Source organism: Halorubrum kocurii JCM 14978 (assembly GCF_000337355.1).
GTDB lineage: Archaea > Halobacteriota > Halobacteria > Halobacteriales > Haloferacaceae > Halorubrum > Halorubrum kocurii.
Genome location: NZ_AOJH01000080.1, coordinates 1 through 19,235, shown reverse-complemented (window position 1 = coordinate 19,235; position 19,235 = coordinate 1). Strand labels below are relative to the sequence as shown.

Below are 19,235 nucleotides of genomic sequence, written 5' to 3'. Positions count from 1 at the left end.
GGGAACACGTTTGTGTCTCCCGAGCGGATCCGGGATATGGACACGACAGCGACGGTCAGCGCGGTCGAGACGGTCGGCCGCGACACGTACGCGCTCCGGTTCGACGCGCCCGACGGGTTCGACGCCGAGCCCGGTCAGTTCGTGAAGCTCGGCACAGAGATCGACGGCGAGTCCGAGGCGCGCTTTTACACCCTCTCGTCGCCGACGGTCGGCGACAGCTTCGAGGTGACGGTCGGGATCGACCCCGAGGAGGGCGGCGAGTTCTCCGCGTTCCTGGCGGACGCCGAGGCGGGCACCGAGATGACGCTCTCCGGTCCGTTCGGCGACCAGCACTACGACGGCGAGCCGCGCGCCGTCGTGATCGCCGGCGGCCCGGGCGTCGGCCCGGCCGTCGCCATCGCGGAGCGCGCGCTCGACGACGGCGCCGAGGCAGCGATCGTCTACCGCGACGACGACGTGTCGCACGCGGACCGGCTGGACGCGCTGGCGGAGCGCGGCGCGACGGTTCGCCTCCTCGACGCCGAGGAGGAGCTTGACGAGGCGGTCGCGGACGTGTTGACGGGCGCCGAGGGCGAGACCGTCTTCGTGTACGGCTTCGCCGGCCTCGTCGCCGACGCGGAGACCGCGGTCGAGGCCGCCGGCGGCGACGCCGACGCCGCGAAGGTCGAGAACTTCGGCTAGACGCGACTTACGACGCTCTGGCTGCTCATTTATAAATACAGAGTTGGGTATCGACCGGGGACACCTCCAAAGCCCCAGCCGCTCGTTTATAAGCAGTTGACTGCGGATCGCCGAAGAACACTTCCAAAGCCCCAGCCGCGAAGCGCGCGCACGCTCGCTGCGCTCCTCAGTCGCTCGTTTCACTCGCTCCCTGCGGTGCTTACGTCGCCTCCGCGCGCTTCGCGGCTGCCCCTTTGAGTCCCACCCTGCACAGCAACCGCACCTCACACCTCCCCAGCCTCGTCAGTCGCCCTCCACGTCGCTCCGGGCGACTGACTCCCTCGCGCGTGCTGCTCGGCCGCGAGGCGGCCTCGCAGGCACGCGCCAATCGTGATCAGTCCTCAAAGTAGTCTGCGAGCCGCTCCGCGGCCGCCTCGACGCGCGGCGTCACGAGGGCGAACCGGATCCACTCGTCACGCGCGGTGCCGAAGGCGTCGCCGGGCATGCCGGCGACGCCGGCCTCGTCGACGAGGCGCTTCACGTTCGCCATCGTCCCGGGGAAGCCGTCGAAGCGCGCGAGCACGTAGAAGGCCCCCTCCGGGCGGGTGTACTCGGCGCCCGCCGCGTCGAGCGCGTGGGTGAACGCGTCGGCGCGGTCCGCGAGCAGGTCGCGGGCCGCCGCGTAGTAGTCGGGCGGCGTCTCCGCGAGCGCGTGGTGGACCGCGTACTGGGACGGGCGCGCGCCGGCGACGTTCACGAGCATGTGCCGCGTCTTCGCGTCGCCGACGTGCGCCTCGGGGAAGACGGCGTAGCCGACGCGGAACCCCGTGATCGCCATCGACTTCGAGAAGCCGCTGGTGACGATCACGCGGTCGGACGAGAGGGTTAGCGCCGACTCGAACTCGCCGGTTAAATCGAAGTGGTCGTACACCTCGTCGACCGCGACGAGGGCGTCGACCGCGTCCGCGACCGCGACGACCTCCCGGACCGCGTCGAGGTCGTAGACGGCCCCCGTCGGGTTGTTCGGCGTGTTCAGGACGATGAGCGCGGTGTCCCCGCTCGCTGCCTCTCGGACCGCGTCGACGTCGAGCCCCCCGTCGCGCGCGGTCGGGACGAGGGTCGACTCGCCGCCGAGCATGTCCACCTTGCCCGGGTAGTACGGGTAGACCGGGTCCATCAACAGCGCCTCGTCGCCGGCGTCGCGCTCGAAGGCGCGTGCCATCGCGAGGTAGTTCGCCTCGCCGGTCCCGTTCGTGACGACGACGCGGTCGGCGTCGACGTTCCGGCGCTCGGCGATCGCCTCCCGGAGCTCGACGAGGCCCTCGCTCGGCGGGTACTGGAAGTCGGTCGGCGGGAGGTCGGCGTACTCGCGGAGTGCCGTTCGCAGCGCGGCCGGCGGCTCCCAGTCGGGGTTGCCGCTCACCATGTCGATGACGTCCCCGTCGGCCGCGGCCGCGTACTGCATCACGTGGAAGAACTTCGGCTCCTCGTACTCCATACCGGTCGCTCGGCGTCGGGCGCCGTGGCTCTTTCGACCGCGGCGGTCGGAGAGGTCGGCGCCTCCCCGGGGCGATCCCGATCCGGTGGTTTCACTTACGCCCCCGGCCACCCGGAGGTATGAACAAACGCGGCCACGTCCTCAACGCCTTACTGCTTGCGCTCGGACTCGGCTTCGTCATCGAGCCCGGGCTCGACATGGCCACGGCGCGGACCACCGCCCAGATCACCGTGCCGATCGTGTTGGGGGCGCTGTTCCCCGACGTCGACACCGCGTTCGGCCGTCACCGGAAGACGCTCCACAGCCTCCCGGTGCTCGGGGTCTTCCTCGCGTACCCGATCGTGTTCGGCAACCTCCAGTACGTCTGGATCGGGGTGTTGACCCACTACGTCCTCGACGTGGTCGGAAGCCGCCGCGGGATCGCGCTGTTCCACCCGCTCTCCGACACCGAGTACGGGATGCCGACCGGCGTGACGACGAGCAGCAAGTACGCGGACCTCGTCACCGTGATCGTCACGGCCGTGGAGCTCGCGGTCTTCTGGGCGCTTCACACCTACGTCGTGACGCTCGATCTGGACCTCTCCGCGGCCGCCTCGGAGGCGGCGGCCGGACTCGGGGTCTGACCGGGACAGAACGTCCGGGGAGGCTGAGACGGCGACCGCGACCTAGTTCGGGCGGTAGTCGGAGAGCGTCCCGGAGTAGACGCTCACGTCGTTGAATCGCCCCTCGTACGCGACGTTGCTCGGCAGCGTCGGCTCGTCGCCCGAGAGGAACTGCCGGTCGAGCTTCTCCCACGTGTTCTCGTACGCGAGGTGCGCGAACTCCACCAGCCCGCGGAGCTGGTGACCGGCCCCACCGCGGTGGACCACGGTGCGGGGGCGCGCCTCGCGGAACGCGTCGACGACCGCGTCGACGCCGTCCAGGTCGCCGTCGAACTCGGTCCACGCCTCGCCGACGGTGCCGGGGAGGTGGGCGTACGACGAGCCGAATCCCGGCTGGCCGGTCGCCTCGGCGATCCGCCGCATTCGGGCGTTCTGGTGGGGGAGCAGCTTCGTGTTGTACGTCTCGATGGCGTCGATCCGGGCGCTGTGGGCCGCGATCTCCGGGCGAGTGAGCGAGATGGTCGCGAAGCTCGGGTGGGGCGCGAGCACGACCGCGTCCTGCCGGTCGGCCTCCGCCATCGCCGCCTCGAAGGTGATGTAGTCGGGGACGGGCTCGTCCAAGCCGAGTACGAGGATGTGCCGCCGGTTCCCCCAGTCGCCGGTGAACACCTCGCGGGCGGGGACCACGGTCAGATCGTCGTCGGAGAATCGGGCCGCGCGCTCTCGGATCGTCGGCAGGCGGGTGAAGTGCGGGGCGTACACGAGCGCGTCGATCCCCCGTTCCTTCGCGAGGGCCACGACGTCGTCGTCGAGCACCTTGAGGTGGGCGTCGACGCGCGTTCTCGATCGAGTCACACGCGTGGATTCCTCGCGGCCGAGCAAAGGCGTATCGTTCGATGCCGAACCGTCTACGGTTCCGGCGATCGCGACGGACGCGAGGCGAGTCGACGGGGGACGCGACGGAGCCCGAGCGGCGCCCGCCGGGGGAAACCGTTAATCCCTCGGGGCGGACACGGGTTGATATGCCCCGCTGGACGTGCGGAATCGACGGCTGCGACGCCGACTTCGACGACGTGGAGTCGGCCATCGTCCACCAGACCAACGGCCACCAGCGCCACGAGTGCAAGGTGTGCGGCACGATCGTCCCGGACGGCTACTTCGCGATCCGGCACGCGTTCGACGAGCACACCCGGGCCGAGTTCGTCCGCGCGTACGACGCCGACTCGGCGGCCGTCCGCCGCCGCGAGGAGATCAAACGCGAGATCGAACGCGAGGCGGACCTGCAGCGAGTCGTCGACCAGCTGGACCGGAGCCCCTGACCTGGCGTTCGTCTCTTCAGAGAACCCGCTTCCCGAACGCGCTCGCGGCCAGCTCCGTCGCGAGTTCGGCGGTCTCGTTGTGCTGATCGAGCGTCGGATTCACTTCGACGAGCTCCATCGAGCGAACGGCGTCCGTCTCGGCGACGACCTCCATCGCGCTGTGAGCCTCCCGGTAGGTGACGCCGCCGCGGACCGGGGTCCCGACGCCGGGCGCCTCCTTGGGGTCGAGCCAGTCGAGGTCGAGACTGACGTGGACGCCGTCGACCCCGGCGGACGCCTCGGCCATCGCCGCCGCGGTGACATCCGTGATCCCGCGCTCGTCGATGTCGGACATCGTGTACGCCGCGAACCCGTGGTCGCGGATCACCTCGACCTCCGCGTCGTCGACGGAGCGGAGCCCGACGAGCGCCACGTTCTCCGGATTGAGCCCCGGCGCGGTCGCCCAGTCCGACCCCGCGAACTCGCCGAGGCCGAGCGCGGCCGCGAGCGGCATCCCGTGGACGTTCCCGGAGGGGGTCGTCGCGGGCGTGTTGAGGTCGGCGTGGGCGTCGAACCACACCGCGCCGATCTCCGCGTCGCAGGCGGAGCCGACGAGCGACCCGATAGCGATCGAGTGGTCCCCGCCGAGCGCGAGCGGCACGTCGCCCGCCGCGAGCGTCTCGCCGACGCTGTTCGCGAGCCGCCGAGAGACGTCGGCCGTCTCCCGGAGGAACTTCGCGTCCCCGTCGCGGGGGGGCTCCGCGTCCGGGTCGCGCTCCTCGGCCCGGGGGACCGCGAGGTCGCCCGCGTCGACCGTCTCGACGCCCGCGCCCGAGAGCTGGTCGGCGAGCCCCGCGTAGCGGATCGCTGACGGTCCCATGTCGACGCCGCGTCGGTTCGCCCCGTAGTCGGTCGGCGCGCCGATGATCCTGACAGTGGACATGTGCGAGAGAGCGCCCCGGCGACGCTTGAATGGTGGGGTCCCCGACGCGACCGCCCCCGATCGCACACGGTTTTCACGCCCGACCGCCAACGACGGGGTATGAGCGGCTCCGCGGGCGACTTCGCTCCGAGCGACATCGAACCGATCGGCGCCATGATCGCCGTCGCCTTCACGGGCGCCGTGATCGGGCTCGTCGGCGCCGGCCTCGCGTTCTTCGTCGGCGACCTCGGTCTCGCGCTGATCGGCGTCGGCGCCGTGGTCGCGCTCTCCAGCCCGATCGCGTACGTCCGGCTCCGCCGCCTCCGCGGATCCTGAGAATCCACACGATCATTTATAACGAGTTTCCATCGCATTTAAGCAGGGCCGCCATCTATTCGGTCCTATGTCATCGATCGAGCTTACATCGAGTCAGAAAAGCATCCTCACGGCCCTCATCAACCTGTACGGGGAGCAGGAAGACGCCGTCAAAGGCGAGGCGATCGCCGAGGAAGTCGACCGCAACCCGGGCACGATCCGCAACCAGATGCAGAGCCTGAAAGCCCTCCAGTTGGTCGAGGGCGTACCGGGGCCGAAAGGGGGGTACAAACCGACTTCGAACGCGTACGAAGCGCTCGACATCCAGCGCATGGACGAGCCCGCCGACGTCCCCATCTTCCACGAGGGCGAGCAGGTCACGGGCGTCAACGTCGACGGCATCGACCTCTCCAGCGTACACCACCCCGAGCTCTGCCGCGCCGAGATCCACGTGCAGGGCTCCGTCCGCGACTTCCACGAGGGCGACTCCGTCACCGTCGGTCCGACGCCGCTCTCGAAGCTCGTCATCGACGGGACCGTCGACGGGAAAGACGACACCGCGAACATCCTCATCCTCCGGATCGACGACATGCGGGCGCCCGACGAGCCCGCCGAGCACTGAGATCGTCGCCGGCCGAACGCGCCTCCGTCTCCTCTTCTTCTGACGGGTTCCGAGGGCCGTCGTCAGCGAGTCGTTCCTCCGTCACGTCTCTGGTTCCGAACCCACGCCGGTCGCCCCTTCGATCGGCGACTCCCAGAGGAGGATACCGATCGAGCCGACGACCAGTATCGCGCCCGCGACCGAGAGCGCGATCAGGGGGGAGACGGCGTCCGAGACCACGCCGCTCCCGAGTTGAAACGGGATCACGGTCATCGCGCTCACCATCGCCATCGCGCTCAACACCGTCGCGCGGCCGAGGGTTTCGATGCGGTCGTTCACGTACTGCCCCGCGAGCACCCGCGTCGGCTCAACGGACGCCCACCCGACGAACAGCGCGACGAGCGCGATCGGGGGCGCGAACGGCATCGCCGTCAACAGGCCGCCGACGAGGAGCGGGACGCCGACGAACCACCGCCGCAGCCCGATCCGGTCCCGGACGACCCCGATGCGGTAGCTGATCCCCGCCGAGACGAGGTTGATCGCCGCGTAGTACGCGCCGAGCAGCGGCTCGACGTCGTCGGTCGAGAGGGCAAGCGCGTACGGGTCCGCTCGGGCGGGGAGCGGGACCGAGAGCGTCACCCCGAGGTTCAGATCGGTCACGACGCCCTCGAACACCGGCTGCAGGAAGATGAACACGAGATAAGTCACGGCCGAGAACAGCACGAAGTAGTAGATGATAAAGGATCGAAGACGGCGCTGACCGACGGCTCGCGTGACGATATCCCACGCCTCACGGACGCCCATCTCGCTCGCGTCGCTCTCCTCGTACGTCGTCGGCTCGTCCAGCGTCGCGATCACGAACAGTCCCAGCCCGGTGAACAGCGCGGCCGCGAGAAACGGGTACGCGAGGTCGAACCCGCCCAGATACCCGCCGGCGAGCGACGCACCGACGCCGGCCGTCAACGCGATCGACTGCCCGCGTCCGCGAACGCTGGTGAATTCGTCGCTCGCGGCGGCGTCGATGAGCGTTTCGTACACCCACGCGTCCTCCGTTCCCGAGCGGAAGTTGTAGCCGAGCGACCAGCAGACGAACAGAAGCGCGAACGCAGGAAACGACGCGGCGAACGCGAGGCCGACCAGCGTCACCGTGATGAGCGCCGAGCCGACGAGCAGGCTGTTCCGGCGGCCGATCCGGTCGCCGACGTATCCCGTCGGTATCTCCCCGAGGACCGTGGTCACGTTGTAGAGCGCCTCGATTACGACGATCTGGGTGAACGAGAGCCCCCGTGAGGCGAAGTAGAGATACATGATCGGCCGGTAGAATTCGACCGCTTCCGTCGCTTTGTAGAGGTAGTATTTGACGATCGATCCGGAGAGTCGGACGTGCATGGCGGTGTTCGGCAGGGACCCTCTCGAGTCAGACCGGTGCCGGGTGATCGCGTATCCGGACTGAACCGTGCGTCAACGGACATAAAAAGTATCCGACTGCACCGCACCGAACGAGGGAGCGTCGACTCCGACCGCGCCTACATGTCGCCGAACGCGCTCACGCCGCGCCCGGCCGAGGAGACCTTCGCGATCCACCGCACCGCGATGGACTTCTTCAACAGCTTCGCGGGGGTACCGCCGAACGTCTTGATCGGCATCCCTACCACGTCGTGGGCGACCGCGTCCTCGCCGACCGAGATGACGGTCCCCTTGTCGGTGTGCTCCCACGACTGGAGCGGCGCGCCGCGGGCGGCTCGTGCGAGGTTCTCGCCGGCGACCTCGGCGGCCTGCCAGGCGGCCTGCGCGGTCGGCGGAGCCACGTCGTCGTCACCCTGATCGACCAGCGCGGTGTCGCCGATGGCGAACACGCGGTCGTCGCTCGTGGTGAAGTCGGAGCCGGCGTGGACGCGGTTCGAGCGCTCATCCTTCTCGACATCGACGTCGGCCAGCTCCGGCTGGCCGGTGATGCCGCCGGTCCAGACCAGCACGTCGTACGCGAGCTCTTCGGGCTCCTCGTCCTCGCCGCCGCCGAGGTAGACCGCGTCCTCGTCGGCCTTTGAGATGAAGTCGCCGGTGAGGATCTCCACGTCGGCGTCCTCGAGCCGCTGGCGGAGCGCACCCTGGATCTGCGGATCGTTGCCGGGGAAGACCTCGTCGAGCCCCTCGACGAGCTTGATGTTGATGGGCGCGCGGTGTTTGTCGCGGTACTCCGCGATCTCGCCCGCGGTCTGGATGCCGGAGAGGCCGGCGCCGCCGACGATGACCTCGACGGGGTCGGAGCGGGTCGCCTCCGCGGCGGCCGACCGCACGTCCTCGTGAATCGCCTCCGCGTCGTCGAGGCTCTTGAGCTGGTGGGCGTTCTCCTTGAGCCCCTCGATGCCGAAGAAGGCGGTCGTGGAGCCGACGCCGAGCAGGAGGTAGTCGTAGTCGACGGTCGTCCCGTCGTCGGTCTCGACCTCGCGCTCGTCGGTGTCGACGTCGACGACGCGGCCCTGCACGAACTCCGACTCGGGGGATTTGATCTCGTCGACCGGGATGGTGATCTTCTCGGCGACCGCGGGGTTGCGGATCGCGCGGTGGACCTCGTGGAGAACGAGGTGGTAGTCGTGCTCCGAGATCCACGTCAGCTCCGCCTCGCCTTCGCCGACCTCGTCTTCGAACGCCTTCACCGCCCCTGCGCCAGCGTAGCCGGAGCCGACGACGACGACCTGTGTAGTCATGCGTATCGTTCCGCAGTGCGCGGGTAAAGTCGCTTTGGAACGCCACTGAACTGGCGAACGGTCGGAAGACGAGCCGTCGCCCTACAGCGAGAGGCCGGCGTGCCAGCGGTCGGCGCCCGCCTCACGCTTGACCTCGTCCATACGCGCGAGGAGCGTCACGGCGAGACTCGCGGTCTCGGCCGCCCGCGACTCGCCCTCGGTGCGGAACTCGCCGGTGACCCGGTTCGCGTAGACGGAGCAGACCGCGCCCGCTCGGAGCCCGTACACGTTCGCGATCGTGAGGATCGCCGACGCCTCCATCTCGATGTTCTTCACGTTCGCGTCCCGCAGCTCCGCGACCAGCTCGTCGGAGCCGGCCGCCTCGAACCCCTCGAAGCCGGGACGGCCCTGCCCGGCGTAGAAGGAGTCGGCGCTCATCGTCACGCCGGTGTGATAGTCGTAGCCGAGCCGTTCCGCGGCGGCGACGAGCGCCGAGACGACCTCGCCGTCGGCGGCCGCCGGGTAGTCCTCGCGGACGTACTCGTCGCTGGTCCCCTCCTGTCGGACCGCGCCGGTTGTGATCACCAAGTCGCCGACGTCCATCCCCGGCTGGATCGCGCCGCAGGAGCCGACCCGAACGAACGTGTCGACGCCCGCCCTGGCGAGCTCCTCGACAGCGATGGCGGCCGACGGCGAGCCGATCCCGGTGGAGGTCACGGAGATCGGCGCGTCGTCGTAGCTCCCGGTCGCGGTCCGGTACTCGCGGTGGTGCGCGACCTCCTCGTAGTCGTCCCACAGCGCCGTGATCTTGTCCACGCGCTCGGGGTTCCCGGGGAGGAGCACGGCGTCTGCGACGTCGTAGGAGCCGACCTCGACGTGGTACCCCACCTCGTCGTTCGGGTCCTCGCTCCGGTCGCTCTTGTCGGTCATGTCTCCGCCCTTCGGTGAGCCGTTTAAAAGTAGTTCCGTCTCGGTCGCTCGGTGCGCTCGTCCGTTTTTAAATTTCGCGCGCGTCGTCGAGGGTCCCCTCCGAGATGGTGTTCGGAAGCAGTTCGCCGAGCGTGTACTCGCTGGTCTCGCCGTCGCCCTCGTCGCAGACGACGAGGAGGTCGTCGGCCGCGAACTCCGCGAGCGTCTGCCGGCACATCCCGCAGGGCGTGACGCCGTCGCGGACGCCCGAGGTGACGGCAATCCGGTCGAACTCGCGGTGGCCGTTCTTCACCGCCTCCGCGAGCGCGACCTCCTCCGCGTGGAGGCTGTTGGAGTAGTTCGCGTTCTCGATGTTACAGCCGGTGTAGACGGTGCCGTCGGCGGTCCGGAGCGCGGCGCCGACGCGGTACTCGGAGTACGGGACGTGCGCGTCGCCGAGCGCGTTGCGCGCGGCCTCGATCAGGTCCATACGGGGGCCTCGGCCGGCGGGGCGTTAAGCGGTCGGATCCGGATCACGACGAGGACCGATGGAGGCCGCGCGGGTCGGCGTCGGATCACGACGAGGACCGATGGGGGCCGCGCGGGTCGGCGTCGGCTCACGGCGACGACCGACGGAGCCATCGCGGGGGCCGCGGGAGGTGCGACCCGCCGATCTCGATCACGCCCAGCCGGTGAGCAGCTAGGTACACGCCGAGCGCGGCGAGGAACGTCGCCGGCGCGTACGCGAGGTGCCAGCCGAGGGTCTCTGCGAGCGGCGTCCCGCCGACGAGCGCCCGGGTCCCGACTTGGTCGAGGACCGCCAACACCGGCGGGTGCGCGACGTAGACGCCGACTGCGTAGCTCCCCCACGCGGGCAGTCGCGTCGACGCGCCGAGGCCCGGCCGCGACAGGAGGAACAGGAAGAGCGAGACGGCGAACGCCGCCGTGCCGACGGTGAACGACGGCGCGTACACCTCGGCCACGACCGACGCGTCGCCGAGCACGTATCCCATCGCGTAGCGCTCGGCGGCGTGGAGGACCCCGAACGCGACCGTCGCAGCGAGAAGCGCCCCGGGGCGGCCGGAGCCGCCGCGCCACCCGCGCGCGGCGATGACGTGGCCGACGCTCACGTAGAAGAACCCGAAGAAGAGCCCGTCGCGGACGTCGACCGGAAGGTCGACGAGTCCGGCGTACTCCGGGCCGAGGAGCCCGACCGCGTGGAGCGCGAACGCGACCGGGAGCACGAGGTCGCTCCGGCCGAGCGCGGCGAACCCGGCGACGAGCCCGAGCCCGACGGCCAGCGCCGGGATGAACCAGAGGATCTCCGAGACCGAGGTCCCGTAGTAGAGGAGGTCGACCGGCGAGAGGCTCTCGGCCAGCCGCCCGCCGACGCTCCGGGTCACCGACTCGCCGGCGGCGGCGGCCTCGACCGCGGTCCCGGCGAGGAAGACGGGAAGCGCCAAGGCGATGCCGAACGCGTACAGCTCCGCGAGCGACCGCGCCCGAGATCGGAAGTACGCCAGCGGGTCGCGGTCGAGCGTCTTGCGCGCGAAGAAGTAGCCCGACGCCAGGAAGAAGAACGGAACGGCGACCCGGGCGGTCGTCTCGAGCAGGAAGTTGACCGCGTTCCCGGACGCGCCGACCCCCTCGAAGGGGTTCGTGTGAATGACGACGACCAGCGCGACCGCGACGATCCGCATCGCGTCCACGCTGTGGATCCGTGACCCCATTTACGCCGCGTACGCGGCGGGACTCAATGTCCCTTCCGGATCCGCGCCGGCGGATGGTAGTGGGTATCGACCCGCCCTCGTCCGCTACCGCCCTGTGTCGTACTTGTACGTCGCCGAGTCGGGGTCGATCCCGAAGTCCTCGGGCGACTCGGTCGGGTCCGCGTCGGCGTCCGCCGGCTCGGCGGCCTTGAACGCCTCGCGGAACCTATCGGGCATCTCGAAGTCGCCGACGGCCAGCCGCAGGCCGACCACGCCGCCGCCGAGGAACTCGCGCTTCTCCGCGAGCCGGTCCGAGAGCGCCGCGGGGAGGTCGTCGGTGTCGACCTCCTCGAAGCCGAACTGGGTCAGGTAGTCTGGCTGGTCGGTGAGCACGTACACCGTCTCGAACCCGTCCGCGGCCGCGGTGTCGACGAGTCGCTCGACCACGTGCGCCCCGACCCCGCGCTCGCGCCACTCGGGCAGCACGCCGATACCGGTGAGCTCGATCCGGTTCTCCGCGTCCTCGTCGTCGCCGCGGTGGAGGCGGAGCCGGCCGAACCCCGCCCGGTCCCCCGACTCCTCGTCGACCGCGATCACGTAGTCCCGCGACCGGAAGGCGACGTCGTCGAGCCCGAGCCGCTCGATCGCGTCCAGTAACCACGCCTCGTCACGGTTCTTGGCGTCGCGGACGTACATGGATGCACGTACGGGGGGCGACGTAAAAACGGTTCCCCGGTCGGTACCCCCGACGACCCGGACTAGATCCCCTGGCCCATCAGGTGGCTGCGCAGCACGTCCGGCGTCTTGAGCCCGGCGTCGCTGTTGATCAGGACCACCGTCTCGTCGCCGTCGAAGAACCCCGCCTCCTTGAGCGCCCACGCGCCGGCGGGCGCGGCGCCGCCGGTCGCGCCCATCTCCATGACCTCGTTCTGCGCGACCGCGACCGCGCTCGCGAGGATGTCCTCGTCCTCGACGCCCACCGCGGTCCCGCCGCTCTCCGTGACGGCCTCGATCGCGGCTGCGCCGCCCGCGGGGTCGGCGATCTCCAGCTCGCCGCAGATCGTGTCCGGCGTCGACCACGGCTCCGGCTCGTCGAGCCCGCGCTCGACTGCGGCCGCGATCGGCGCGCAGCCCGCGGCCTGCGCCGCGACGACCTTCGGCACGGCGTCGATCGCGCCGACGCGCTCCAGCTCCGAGAACCCTTTATAAACGCCGGCGACGACCTCGCCGGAGCCGGTCGGCACGACCACGGCGTCGGGCGCCGCGTCGAGGTCGGCGACCAGCTCGAACGCGAGCGTCTTCACGCCGTCGTGGCGGTACGGCGTCGCGAACTCGCCGAGGTCCGTGTACTCCGTCTCCAGCTGCTCGTCGACGGCCGCGGCCGCGTCCGGGAACCGCCCGCCGACCACGCGCATGTCGCCGCCGTGGACGTTCGTCATCGCCTTGTTCGAGAACGCGCACCGCGAGGGGACGAAGGAGTACGAGCGCAGGTCGGCCCGGCCCGCGTACGCCGCCATCGACTGCCCGGCGTTGCCCGGGCTGGCGCACGCGAGCGGCTCGACGTCCTGCCCCTCGGCCGCCCGCGCCGCGACCGCGGTGAGCGCGACCGAGAGCCCGCGGTCGAGCACGGTGCCCGTCGGGTTGCGCCCCTCGTCTTTGACGTACACCGCGTCGACGTCGAGCTCGTCGGCGAGCCGCTCCGTCGGGACGAGCGGCGTGGCGCCCTCGCCGGCCGAAATCGCGGTCGCGGCCGGGAACGGGAGCAGCGCGTCGAAGCGCCAGTGGCCGCGGCCCGTCCCGGCGGGGCCGTCCCGCGGGGACCCCAAGAGCGTCTCCGGGTCGACCGCGTCGTAGTCGTAGGCGGGGTCGAGCCCGCGCGCCTGCTCGTCGGCCGACACGGTCGTCGGGTCGGCCGTCTCGTGGACGCGACCCGACGCGCGACTCTGCAGCCCGCGGAACGCCGTCGTCGTCTCCGTCGACTCCATACCGGCCCTTGCGGCGGCGGCGACTAATCGCTTCCCTCTCGGAGACGGACCGTGATCGAAATGACACCGCGGCCCGTGCGGTGGCGCGCGCCTGTGAGCGACCGATAGGGCGCGAACAGCCCGTGCGAGGGAGTCGCGAACGAAGTGAGCGACGAGGTTGGGGAGGTGTGAGGTTGCGGTGCTGTGCGGTCGGGGTTGGACTCAAAGGGGCAGTCGCGAGGGCGAAGCACGGCGACGCAAGGACCACAGGGAAGGAGCGAAGCGACTGACCGAGGACCGCAGCGAGCCGCGCGAGTCCTCGCGGCTGGGGCTTTGGAGGTGTTCTTCGGCGATCCGCAGTCAACTCTTATAAACGAGCGGCTGGGGCTTTGGAGGTGTTCTTCACAGCAGGAGCGAGTTATAAATGACCGGCTAGGATTTAATGGAGTTCGCGTTCGACTTCGCCTCGCGAGCGACACACGTCGATCCCGCGACACGACCGAACCCGGATCGCTCACCGGTTCGGGAAGCTCACCACTGCGACGAGGGAGGCAGCCGGAAGAGCGCGATCGAGCGAGCGAGCGTGTACACCGCGGCGTACAGGAACGCCGCCGAGGGCGCCGCGACGAGGAGCGCGAGGTACGTCCCGAACGTGGCGGCGCCGCCGATCGCTCGGACCCCGACCGTCTGGCTCACGGCTCGGAGCCGACCCCATCGGTACGTGAGAACCGCCATGCCGCCACCGAGAAACACCCCGTCGACGACGGCGATGACGGCGAAATCCCACGGAGACCGGAGGGAAGCGCCGACGGACGAGAGGGACTCGAACCGGCCCGAGGCGGCAGTGAGAAACGCGAATACGAGGAGCGCGGCGCCGAGCTGGAAGAGGTCCGCAACTCGCGCGTCGATGGCACTCCCCGGCGAGGCGGCGTCCGGGTCGAACAGCCGGTGTGACAGCCGGAATCCGGCCAGTCCGAACAGGACGACCGACACACCGAGCGCGGATCCCGTGCTCGAACCGCCGACGGACAGCCCGACACCGAGCGGGACGAGGGCGAGGGATAGCCACCGGCCGAGTGCAACTCGATCCACACGTGAAACTCGCGTGGTCCCGACAAAAGCGTGGTCACCGCGACGGACTCGACCCGCAGGCGCTTATAAACCCGCGACCCGATACCACACGTATGAACGGAGACGTGACGGTCGTCGGCGGCGGGCTCGCGGGGCTCGTCGCGGCGGCTCGGCTCGCCGAGGCGGGCGCGGACGTGACGCTGTACGAGCGACGGCCCGAGGTCGGCGGGCGCGTCCGCACCGAGACCGTCGACGGCTTCACCCTCGACCGCGGCTTCCAGGTGCTGTTCACGAGCTACCCGGCGGTCGCGGCCGAGCTCGACGCCGACGCCCTCGACATTCGCCGGTTCGCTCCCGGCGCGACGATCTGTCGGCCGGGGTCGCGCGCTACGCTGTCGGACCCGCTCCGCGACCCCCTCGGGGCGATCCCCTCGCTGCTGAACGACGAGGTCTCGTTCTCCGACAAGCTCCGGACGCTCGCGCTCCGGTACGACCTCTCGAACCGCGACGCGGACGACTTCTTCGGCGGCCCGGACGACTCCTCGATCCGCGAGTACCTCCGCGACTGGGGGTTCGCCGACGAGTACGTCGAGAACTTCGTCGAGCCGTTCTACGGCGGTATCACCCTCGACCGGAGCCTCTCGACCTCGAAGGAGGTGTTCGAGTACACCTTCCGCGCGATGGGCCGCGGCGCCATCGGCGTCCCGGCCGAGGGGATGAGCGCGATCCCCGAGTCGCTCGCCGACCGGGCCCGCGAGGCAGGGGTGACGATCGAGACCGGCGCCGACGTGGAAACGGTCCGGACCGCGGGCCAGGGCCGGATCCCGTTCCGGACCGGCGCGGCCGACGCCGAGGGCGCGACCGTCGAACTCGCGGACGGGTCGACCCGCGAGACCGACGCGGTCGTCGTCGCGGCCACGCCGCCGGAGGCCCGACGGCTCACGGGCGTCGAGTCGATCCCCACGGAGGCGGTTCCGAACGTGACCGGCTGGTACGCGCTCCCCGCGGGCGCGTCGTTCGAGACGGGGAAACGCATCCTGCTCAACGCGGCCGAGGAGTCGCCCAACGCCGTGATTCCGATGTCGGAGGTGGCCCCCGAGTACGCGCCCGACGACCGCGCGCTGCTCGCCGCGACGTTCCTCGGCGAGGAGTCCCTGGACCGCCCCGCGGACGCCCTCCGCGACGACGTCCGGGACGCGCTGGCGGCGTGGTACCCGGAACGCGACTTCGCCGGGCTCGAGACCGTCGACGTCAACCGGGTTCGGTTCGCGCAGTTCGCGCAGCCGCCGGGCGTCCACGCCAGTCTTCCGGACCCAGACGACCCGGAGGGGCCGGTCGTCCTCGCCGGCGACTACACGGAGTGGTCGTCGATTCAGGGCGCCCTGGAGAGCGGGCGGACGGCGGCCGAGGCGGCGGGTGGCTACCTGTAACGCCGCGCGCCAGCGACGCGCCCGCTTCCTACTCCTCCCGCCGGAACGCCTCCTCCCCGTGCTCGTCGACGGCCGCGAGCAGCTCGTCGCGCTGACGCCGAATTTCGGGCGGGAACTCTGCGTACGCGTGGTCGAACATGTCGCTCGGGTCCGGGTCGACCGACTCCGCGAGGTCGATCGCGTCGGCAACGACCTCGTCGGCCTCCTCCTGAATCGCCGCGACGCCCTCGTCGTCGATCCGGTCGGTCTCCCGCAGGAACGCCTCCATGCGGTCGAGCGGGTCGAGCGCGCGCCACGGGTCCACGTCGTCTGGGTCGCGGTAGGCGGTCGGGTCGTCGGCCGTGGTGTGCGCGCCGAACCGGTACTCGACGAACTCGATGAGGGCGGGGCGGGGGTCGGGGTCACCGTCCTCCGACCCGTCTCCGTCCGCGGAACTGCCTTCGTCCCCATCGCCGCGCGCCCGGTCGGCGGCCGCCCGCGTCACGGCGTAGCTCGCGAGCGGGTCCATCCCGTCGACTCGGACGCCGTCGAAGCCGTAGGCGGCCGCCTTCCCCGCGAAGGTGTCGCTCGCGGTCTGACGCGACTCGGGGACCGAGATCGCCCAGCCGTTGTTGTGACAGCAGAAGAGCGTCGGCGCGTCGAAGACGCCCGCGAAGTTCATCGCCTCGTGGAAGTCTCCCTCACTGGTCGCGCCGTCGCCGAAGTGAACGGCGACGACGCGGTCCTCGTCCCGGTAGTCGAACGCCCACGCGGCCCCGACCGCGTGCGGGAGATGCGCCGCGATCCCGATGTTCAACGGGAAGACGTTGCCCCCGGTGATCGCCTCGGTCCCAGACTCGTGGCCCATCCAGTAGGGGAGGTACTCGCCGAGGAGGTCCCGGGCGACGACCGCGCCGTGCTCGCGGTACTGGTAGCTGATCAGGTCGCGGTCCGCGAGCGCGTGGGTCGACCCGACCGCCGACCCTTCCTGTCCCGCACAGGGCGCGTACGTCCCGATCCGCCCCTGTCGCTGGAGGCTCACCGCCCGCTCGTCGAAGCGGCGGGTGGTCACGAGGTCGCGGTAGATGTCGCGGAACCGCTCGTCGGACAGGTCGGGGACCGTCGCGTCCGGCAGCGGGGTGCCGTCCGGACCGATCACGCGGTAGACGTCTTCGTCGGCGAGGGGGTCGGCGATCGAATCGGTGGAGTCGGCGGCCTCGGCACCGTTCTCGTCCATGGCGTTCGGTGTGCGTTCTGGTCACAAGGAGTTAGCGGTCGCGGCGGCGTCCGACCGTTCCCTGCTCCGTCGGCGGAAGAAGAGTATCGGCGGTCCGATCAGCACCCCTGCGACCGTCGTGAGCGCGAGGACGAGTCCGACGAGGAGCGGGGTGGGGCCGGCGGCGAGCAGATCGACGCTCCAGACCACGACGAACCAAGCCGTCCAGACGAGCCCGGTGACGAGGGCCGTGAGCGCCCCGTACGCGATCCCGGCCGGGTACGTGTACGCCGCGTTCCGTTCGACGAGCAGCCACCAGACCCCGCTCCCGACGAGGAGCGCCGGCACAGCGAGAAGCGGCACCGGGAAGGACGGCGGGAGACCGATCACCTCAACAAAGACGCGCAGCACGTCCGACAGCAGGCGGGCCGTGACCGCGCCGCAGCCGAACGCATAGACGCCGGCGAGCAGCGCCCACCGACGCGGAGACGAGGGCCCGAACTCGGACCGGAGGGACGGAACCATGCCCGGAAGTTCGCAAACGCGTGCGAAAGGCCTTCCCGTTGGTGAAGCGTCGATTTGTGTCTCCGACAACCCCCACTCCGCCGGGGGTGTCCCGCCGGCACGGTCGCCGGAGGCACTCGTCGATCGTGAGATGGCGGCCGCGTTTACTCGATCGTAATCCCCAGATCGAACGGGTACGTCCCGTGTTCGTCCGGCGTCTGACCGGTGACGCCCCAGGACATCCCGAACAGCCCGCGGCTCACGTACGTGCCCGCGGGGAGCGACTCCGGGACCGCGTACGTCGCGGTCATCTCGCCGCCCGCCTCGACCGACTCCAGGGCCTCGCCGTCGGGGCGGCTCGGCCGCGGACCCTCGACGCCGTCACTCTCGACGATCTCCAGCGGCCACCGCTCGCCGTCGTTGAGCACCCAGAGAGCGCTCGGCAACGCGCCCCGGCTCGTGAACGTGTACGGCCCCTCGACGTCGTCGTCGACGTTTCCGGGCGCCGGTGCGACCGCGAGCGCGAACTCGCGGGGCGCGTCCTCGCTCGGGGCGACCGAGACCGACACCGGGAGCCGATCGTATCGAGGCTCGCCGACGCCGATGTCGTACACCGTCCCGTCGATCTGGTAATAGACCGGGTCGTCGCGCTCCGCGGTGAACGCCTCGTACGCGTCCGGCACGTCGTCGGCGAAGAGCTGGCTGCGGTCGTCGCCCGGCAGCGCGGGCTCCCGGTGTTCCGACGCCAGCGCGCGCTCGAAGAAGGTGACCAGTTCGGCGTCGAGTTCCGACTCGTCGATCACCGGGCGCTCCCACATGTCCTCCGTGGACAGCTCGCGCACCGTGATCGCGTACGGCGGGTCCTCGTTCTCGACCGCCGTGCGGATCCGGGAGACGCCGAACTGGTCCGCCAGGTAGTCGTGCTCGTCGAGGAACGCCGCGACTGCGTCCGGGAGGTCACAGCGCCGGTACTCCGCGCGCGCCACGCTCGGGCCGTCCGAGGTCAACGCATCGACGAACGTCTCGACCGCCGCCGAGTCGATTTCGTCGCGCTCTCTCGCCTCTCGTAAAACCCGGTCCTCGTCGTACTCGTCGGCCGGCTCGTCGAGGAGTTCCGCGGTGAACGTCGGGAGGGTGGGGTCGAACGCGTAGCGCGTCCCGTCTAGCTCGACGTACGGCTTCAGCTGGCCGCTGTCGTAGACGCGGAACTCGTCGACCGCGGCCAGCAGGGCGTCGTCGGGGTCGTCGGTTTCGAACCCGCCGTCGCGCGCCTCGGCGAGCGGTTCGCGCAGCGCGGCCGGAACCTCCGCCTCGGGAACGACGTGCTCCGGGTCGATCCCGCGGCTCGGCGACGGCTCGTACGCGGTGACGACGTGCGACACCGTCCGAAGCTCGACGTCGACCGAGCCGGACGTACCGTCGTCCGATCCCTCGCCGTCGTCCGATCTCTGGCCGTCGGTCCCCGTTGTCCCGCCGTCGGTCCCGTTCGCCGCGGGATCCGTGCCGGCGTCCTCGGCGCACCCGGAGAATGCTACGACGGACCCGCCGATTGCGGAGAGGAGGGCTCTACGGTCCATAACCTGTGCGTTCGTAACGGACGATAAAAATCTTCTGCGGGCTGCGCCGGGTCTCGACGGTCGACTCTCGACCGCACGTTCGGCTCAGGGCGAGCGCACGGCGCTGCCGGCGGCTCAGGGCGAGATCGCCGCATGGCCGGCGGCTCAGGGCGTGATCACCGCGCGGCCGTCGATCTCGCCGTGTTCGAGCTTCTCCGCGACCGTGTTCACGTCACCGAGGTCGTAACGGCTGGTGTGGAGGTCGACGTCGCCCTGCTCGACGAGCGCGACCAGCTCCTGCAGCTCCGCGTACC

At 70.5% G+C, this 19,235-nt stretch carries 20 protein-coding genes and 1 pseudogene; 6 read left to right on the top strand and 15 right to left on the bottom strand.

What is annotated here, in order from left to right:
• The first annotated feature begins 36 nt into the window (after positions 1 to 36).
• Complete coding sequence (locus C468_RS12750) at positions 37 to 681, top strand: FAD-dependent oxidoreductase (protein WP_008849311.1); 645 nt, start codon at positions 37 to 39, stop codon at positions 679 to 681.
• A 373-nt stretch (positions 682 to 1,054) separates the two neighbouring features.
• On the opposite strand, the gene C468_RS12745 is transcribed toward C468_RS12750, so the two are convergent.
• Positions 1,055 to 2,158, bottom strand: coding sequence for a pyridoxal phosphate-dependent aminotransferase (locus tag C468_RS12745; RefSeq protein WP_008849310.1), 1,104 nt, complete (start codon positions 2,156 to 2,158; stop codon positions 1,055 to 1,057).
• 119 nt (positions 2,159 to 2,277) lie between these two features.
• Between C468_RS12745 and C468_RS12740 the strand changes: the two genes are divergently transcribed.
• On the top strand, positions 2,278 to 2,781 hold the full coding sequence (locus C468_RS12740) for a metal-dependent hydrolase (RefSeq protein WP_008849309.1): 504 nt from the start codon (positions 2,278 to 2,280) through the stop codon (positions 2,779 to 2,781).
• Positions 2,782 to 2,823: 42 nt separating this feature from the next.
• Here the strand turns inward: C468_RS12740 and C468_RS12735 are convergent, their stop codons facing one another.
• Positions 2,824 to 3,642: a PHP domain-containing protein gene (locus tag C468_RS12735; protein ID WP_008849308.1), complete on the bottom strand. Its 819-nt coding sequence runs from the start codon at positions 3,640 to 3,642 to the stop codon at positions 2,824 to 2,826.
• Positions 3,643 to 3,782: 140 nt separating this feature from the next.
• On the opposite strand from C468_RS12735, the gene C468_RS12730 reads away from it, so the two are divergent.
• Complete coding sequence (locus C468_RS12730; RefSeq protein WP_008849307.1) at positions 3,783 to 4,079, top strand: DUF7565 family protein; 297 nt, start codon at positions 3,783 to 3,785, stop codon at positions 4,077 to 4,079.
• A 16-nt stretch (positions 4,080 to 4,095) separates the two neighbouring features.
• Here C468_RS12730 and rocF read toward each other — a convergent pair whose 3' ends face one another.
• On the bottom strand, positions 4,096 to 5,001 hold the full coding sequence (gene rocF / locus C468_RS12725) for an arginase (protein WP_008849306.1): 906 nt from the start codon (positions 4,999 to 5,001) through the stop codon (positions 4,096 to 4,098).
• A 99-nt stretch (positions 5,002 to 5,100) separates the two neighbouring features.
• Between rocF and C468_RS12720 the strand changes: the two genes are divergently transcribed.
• Both C468_RS12720 and C468_RS12715 read left to right on the top strand, forming a co-directional pair.
• A complete protein-coding gene (locus C468_RS12720) occupies positions 5,101 to 5,316 on the top strand; it encodes a hypothetical protein (RefSeq protein ID WP_008849305.1) in 216 nt (71 codons plus the stop codon).
• Positions 5,317 to 5,383: 67 nt separating this feature from the next.
• Entirely contained in the window at positions 5,384 to 5,917 is a 534-nt protein-coding gene (locus C468_RS12715) for an Rrf2 family transcriptional regulator (protein ID WP_008849304.1), read from the top strand.
• An 81-nt stretch (positions 5,918 to 5,998) separates the two neighbouring features.
• Here the strand turns inward: C468_RS12715 and C468_RS12710 are convergent, their stop codons facing one another.
• The 8 genes from C468_RS12710 to C468_RS12675 form a co-directional block, all read right to left on the bottom strand.
• Positions 5,999 to 7,285, bottom strand: a complete 1,287-nt coding sequence (locus C468_RS12710; protein WP_008849303.1) for an MFS transporter — start codon at positions 7,283 to 7,285, stop codon at positions 5,999 to 6,001.
• Positions 7,286 to 7,422: 137 nt separating this feature from the next.
• On the bottom strand, positions 7,423 to 8,604 hold the full coding sequence (locus C468_RS12705; RefSeq protein ID WP_008849302.1) for an NAD(P)/FAD-dependent oxidoreductase: 1,182 nt from the start codon (positions 8,602 to 8,604) through the stop codon (positions 7,423 to 7,425).
• Between the two features lie 81 nt (positions 8,605 to 8,685).
• Positions 8,686 to 9,513, bottom strand: a complete 828-nt coding sequence (locus tag C468_RS12700) for a nucleoside phosphorylase (protein WP_008849301.1) — start codon at positions 9,511 to 9,513, stop codon at positions 8,686 to 8,688.
• 67 nt (positions 9,514 to 9,580) lie between these two features.
• A complete protein-coding gene (gene cdd, locus C468_RS12695) occupies positions 9,581 to 9,982 on the bottom strand; it encodes a cytidine deaminase (protein WP_008849300.1) in 402 nt (133 codons plus the stop codon).
• Positions 9,983 to 10,109: 127 nt separating this feature from the next.
• Positions 10,110 to 11,222, bottom strand: a complete 1,113-nt coding sequence (locus C468_RS12690) for an acyltransferase family protein (RefSeq protein WP_008849299.1) — start codon at positions 11,220 to 11,222, stop codon at positions 10,110 to 10,112.
• Between the two features lie 84 nt (positions 11,223 to 11,306).
• Complete coding sequence (locus C468_RS12685; RefSeq protein WP_008849298.1) at positions 11,307 to 11,897, bottom strand: GNAT family N-acetyltransferase; 591 nt, start codon at positions 11,895 to 11,897, stop codon at positions 11,307 to 11,309.
• Positions 11,898 to 11,959: 62 nt separating this feature from the next.
• Positions 11,960 to 13,186, bottom strand: coding sequence for a pyridoxal-phosphate dependent enzyme (locus C468_RS12680; protein ID WP_008849297.1), 1,227 nt, complete (start codon positions 13,184 to 13,186; stop codon positions 11,960 to 11,962).
• 510 nt (positions 13,187 to 13,696) lie between these two features.
• The gene (locus tag C468_RS12675; protein ID WP_049912217.1) at positions 13,697 to 14,257 is read right to left on the bottom strand and encodes a hypothetical protein; all 561 of its coding nucleotides are present in this window, start codon (positions 14,255 to 14,257) and stop codon (positions 13,697 to 13,699) included.
• 92 nt (positions 14,258 to 14,349) lie between these two features.
• Here C468_RS12675 and C468_RS12670 point away from each other — a divergent pair, with 92 nt between their 5' ends.
• Positions 14,350 to 15,666 carry an NAD(P)/FAD-dependent oxidoreductase gene (locus tag C468_RS12670; RefSeq protein WP_008849295.1) on the top strand — a complete coding sequence of 439 codons (1,317 nt, stop codon included), beginning with the start codon at positions 14,350 to 14,352 and terminating at the stop codon, positions 15,664 to 15,666.
• A gap of 28 nt (positions 15,667 to 15,694) precedes the next feature.
• On the opposite strand, the gene C468_RS12665 is transcribed toward C468_RS12670, so the two are convergent.
• The 4 genes and pseudogenes from C468_RS12665 to C468_RS18140 all read right to left on the bottom strand — a co-directional run.
• On the bottom strand, positions 15,695 to 16,882 hold the full coding sequence (locus tag C468_RS12665) for a thiamine pyrophosphate-dependent dehydrogenase E1 component subunit alpha (protein WP_008849294.1): 1,188 nt from the start codon (positions 16,880 to 16,882) through the stop codon (positions 15,695 to 15,697).
• Between the two features lie 21 nt (positions 16,883 to 16,903).
• Positions 16,904 to 17,386, bottom strand: a complete 483-nt coding sequence (locus C468_RS12660; RefSeq protein ID WP_008849293.1) for a hypothetical protein — start codon at positions 17,384 to 17,386, stop codon at positions 16,904 to 16,906.
• 143 nt (positions 17,387 to 17,529) lie between these two features.
• Positions 17,530 to 18,942: a hypothetical protein gene (locus C468_RS12655; protein WP_008849292.1), complete on the bottom strand. Its 1,413-nt coding sequence runs from the start codon at positions 18,940 to 18,942 to the stop codon at positions 17,530 to 17,532.
• 144 nt (positions 18,943 to 19,086) lie between these two features.
• Positions 19,087 to 19,235 (bottom strand): annotated as a pseudogene (locus C468_RS18140) (NAD(P)-dependent alcohol dehydrogenase); the annotation flags it as partial.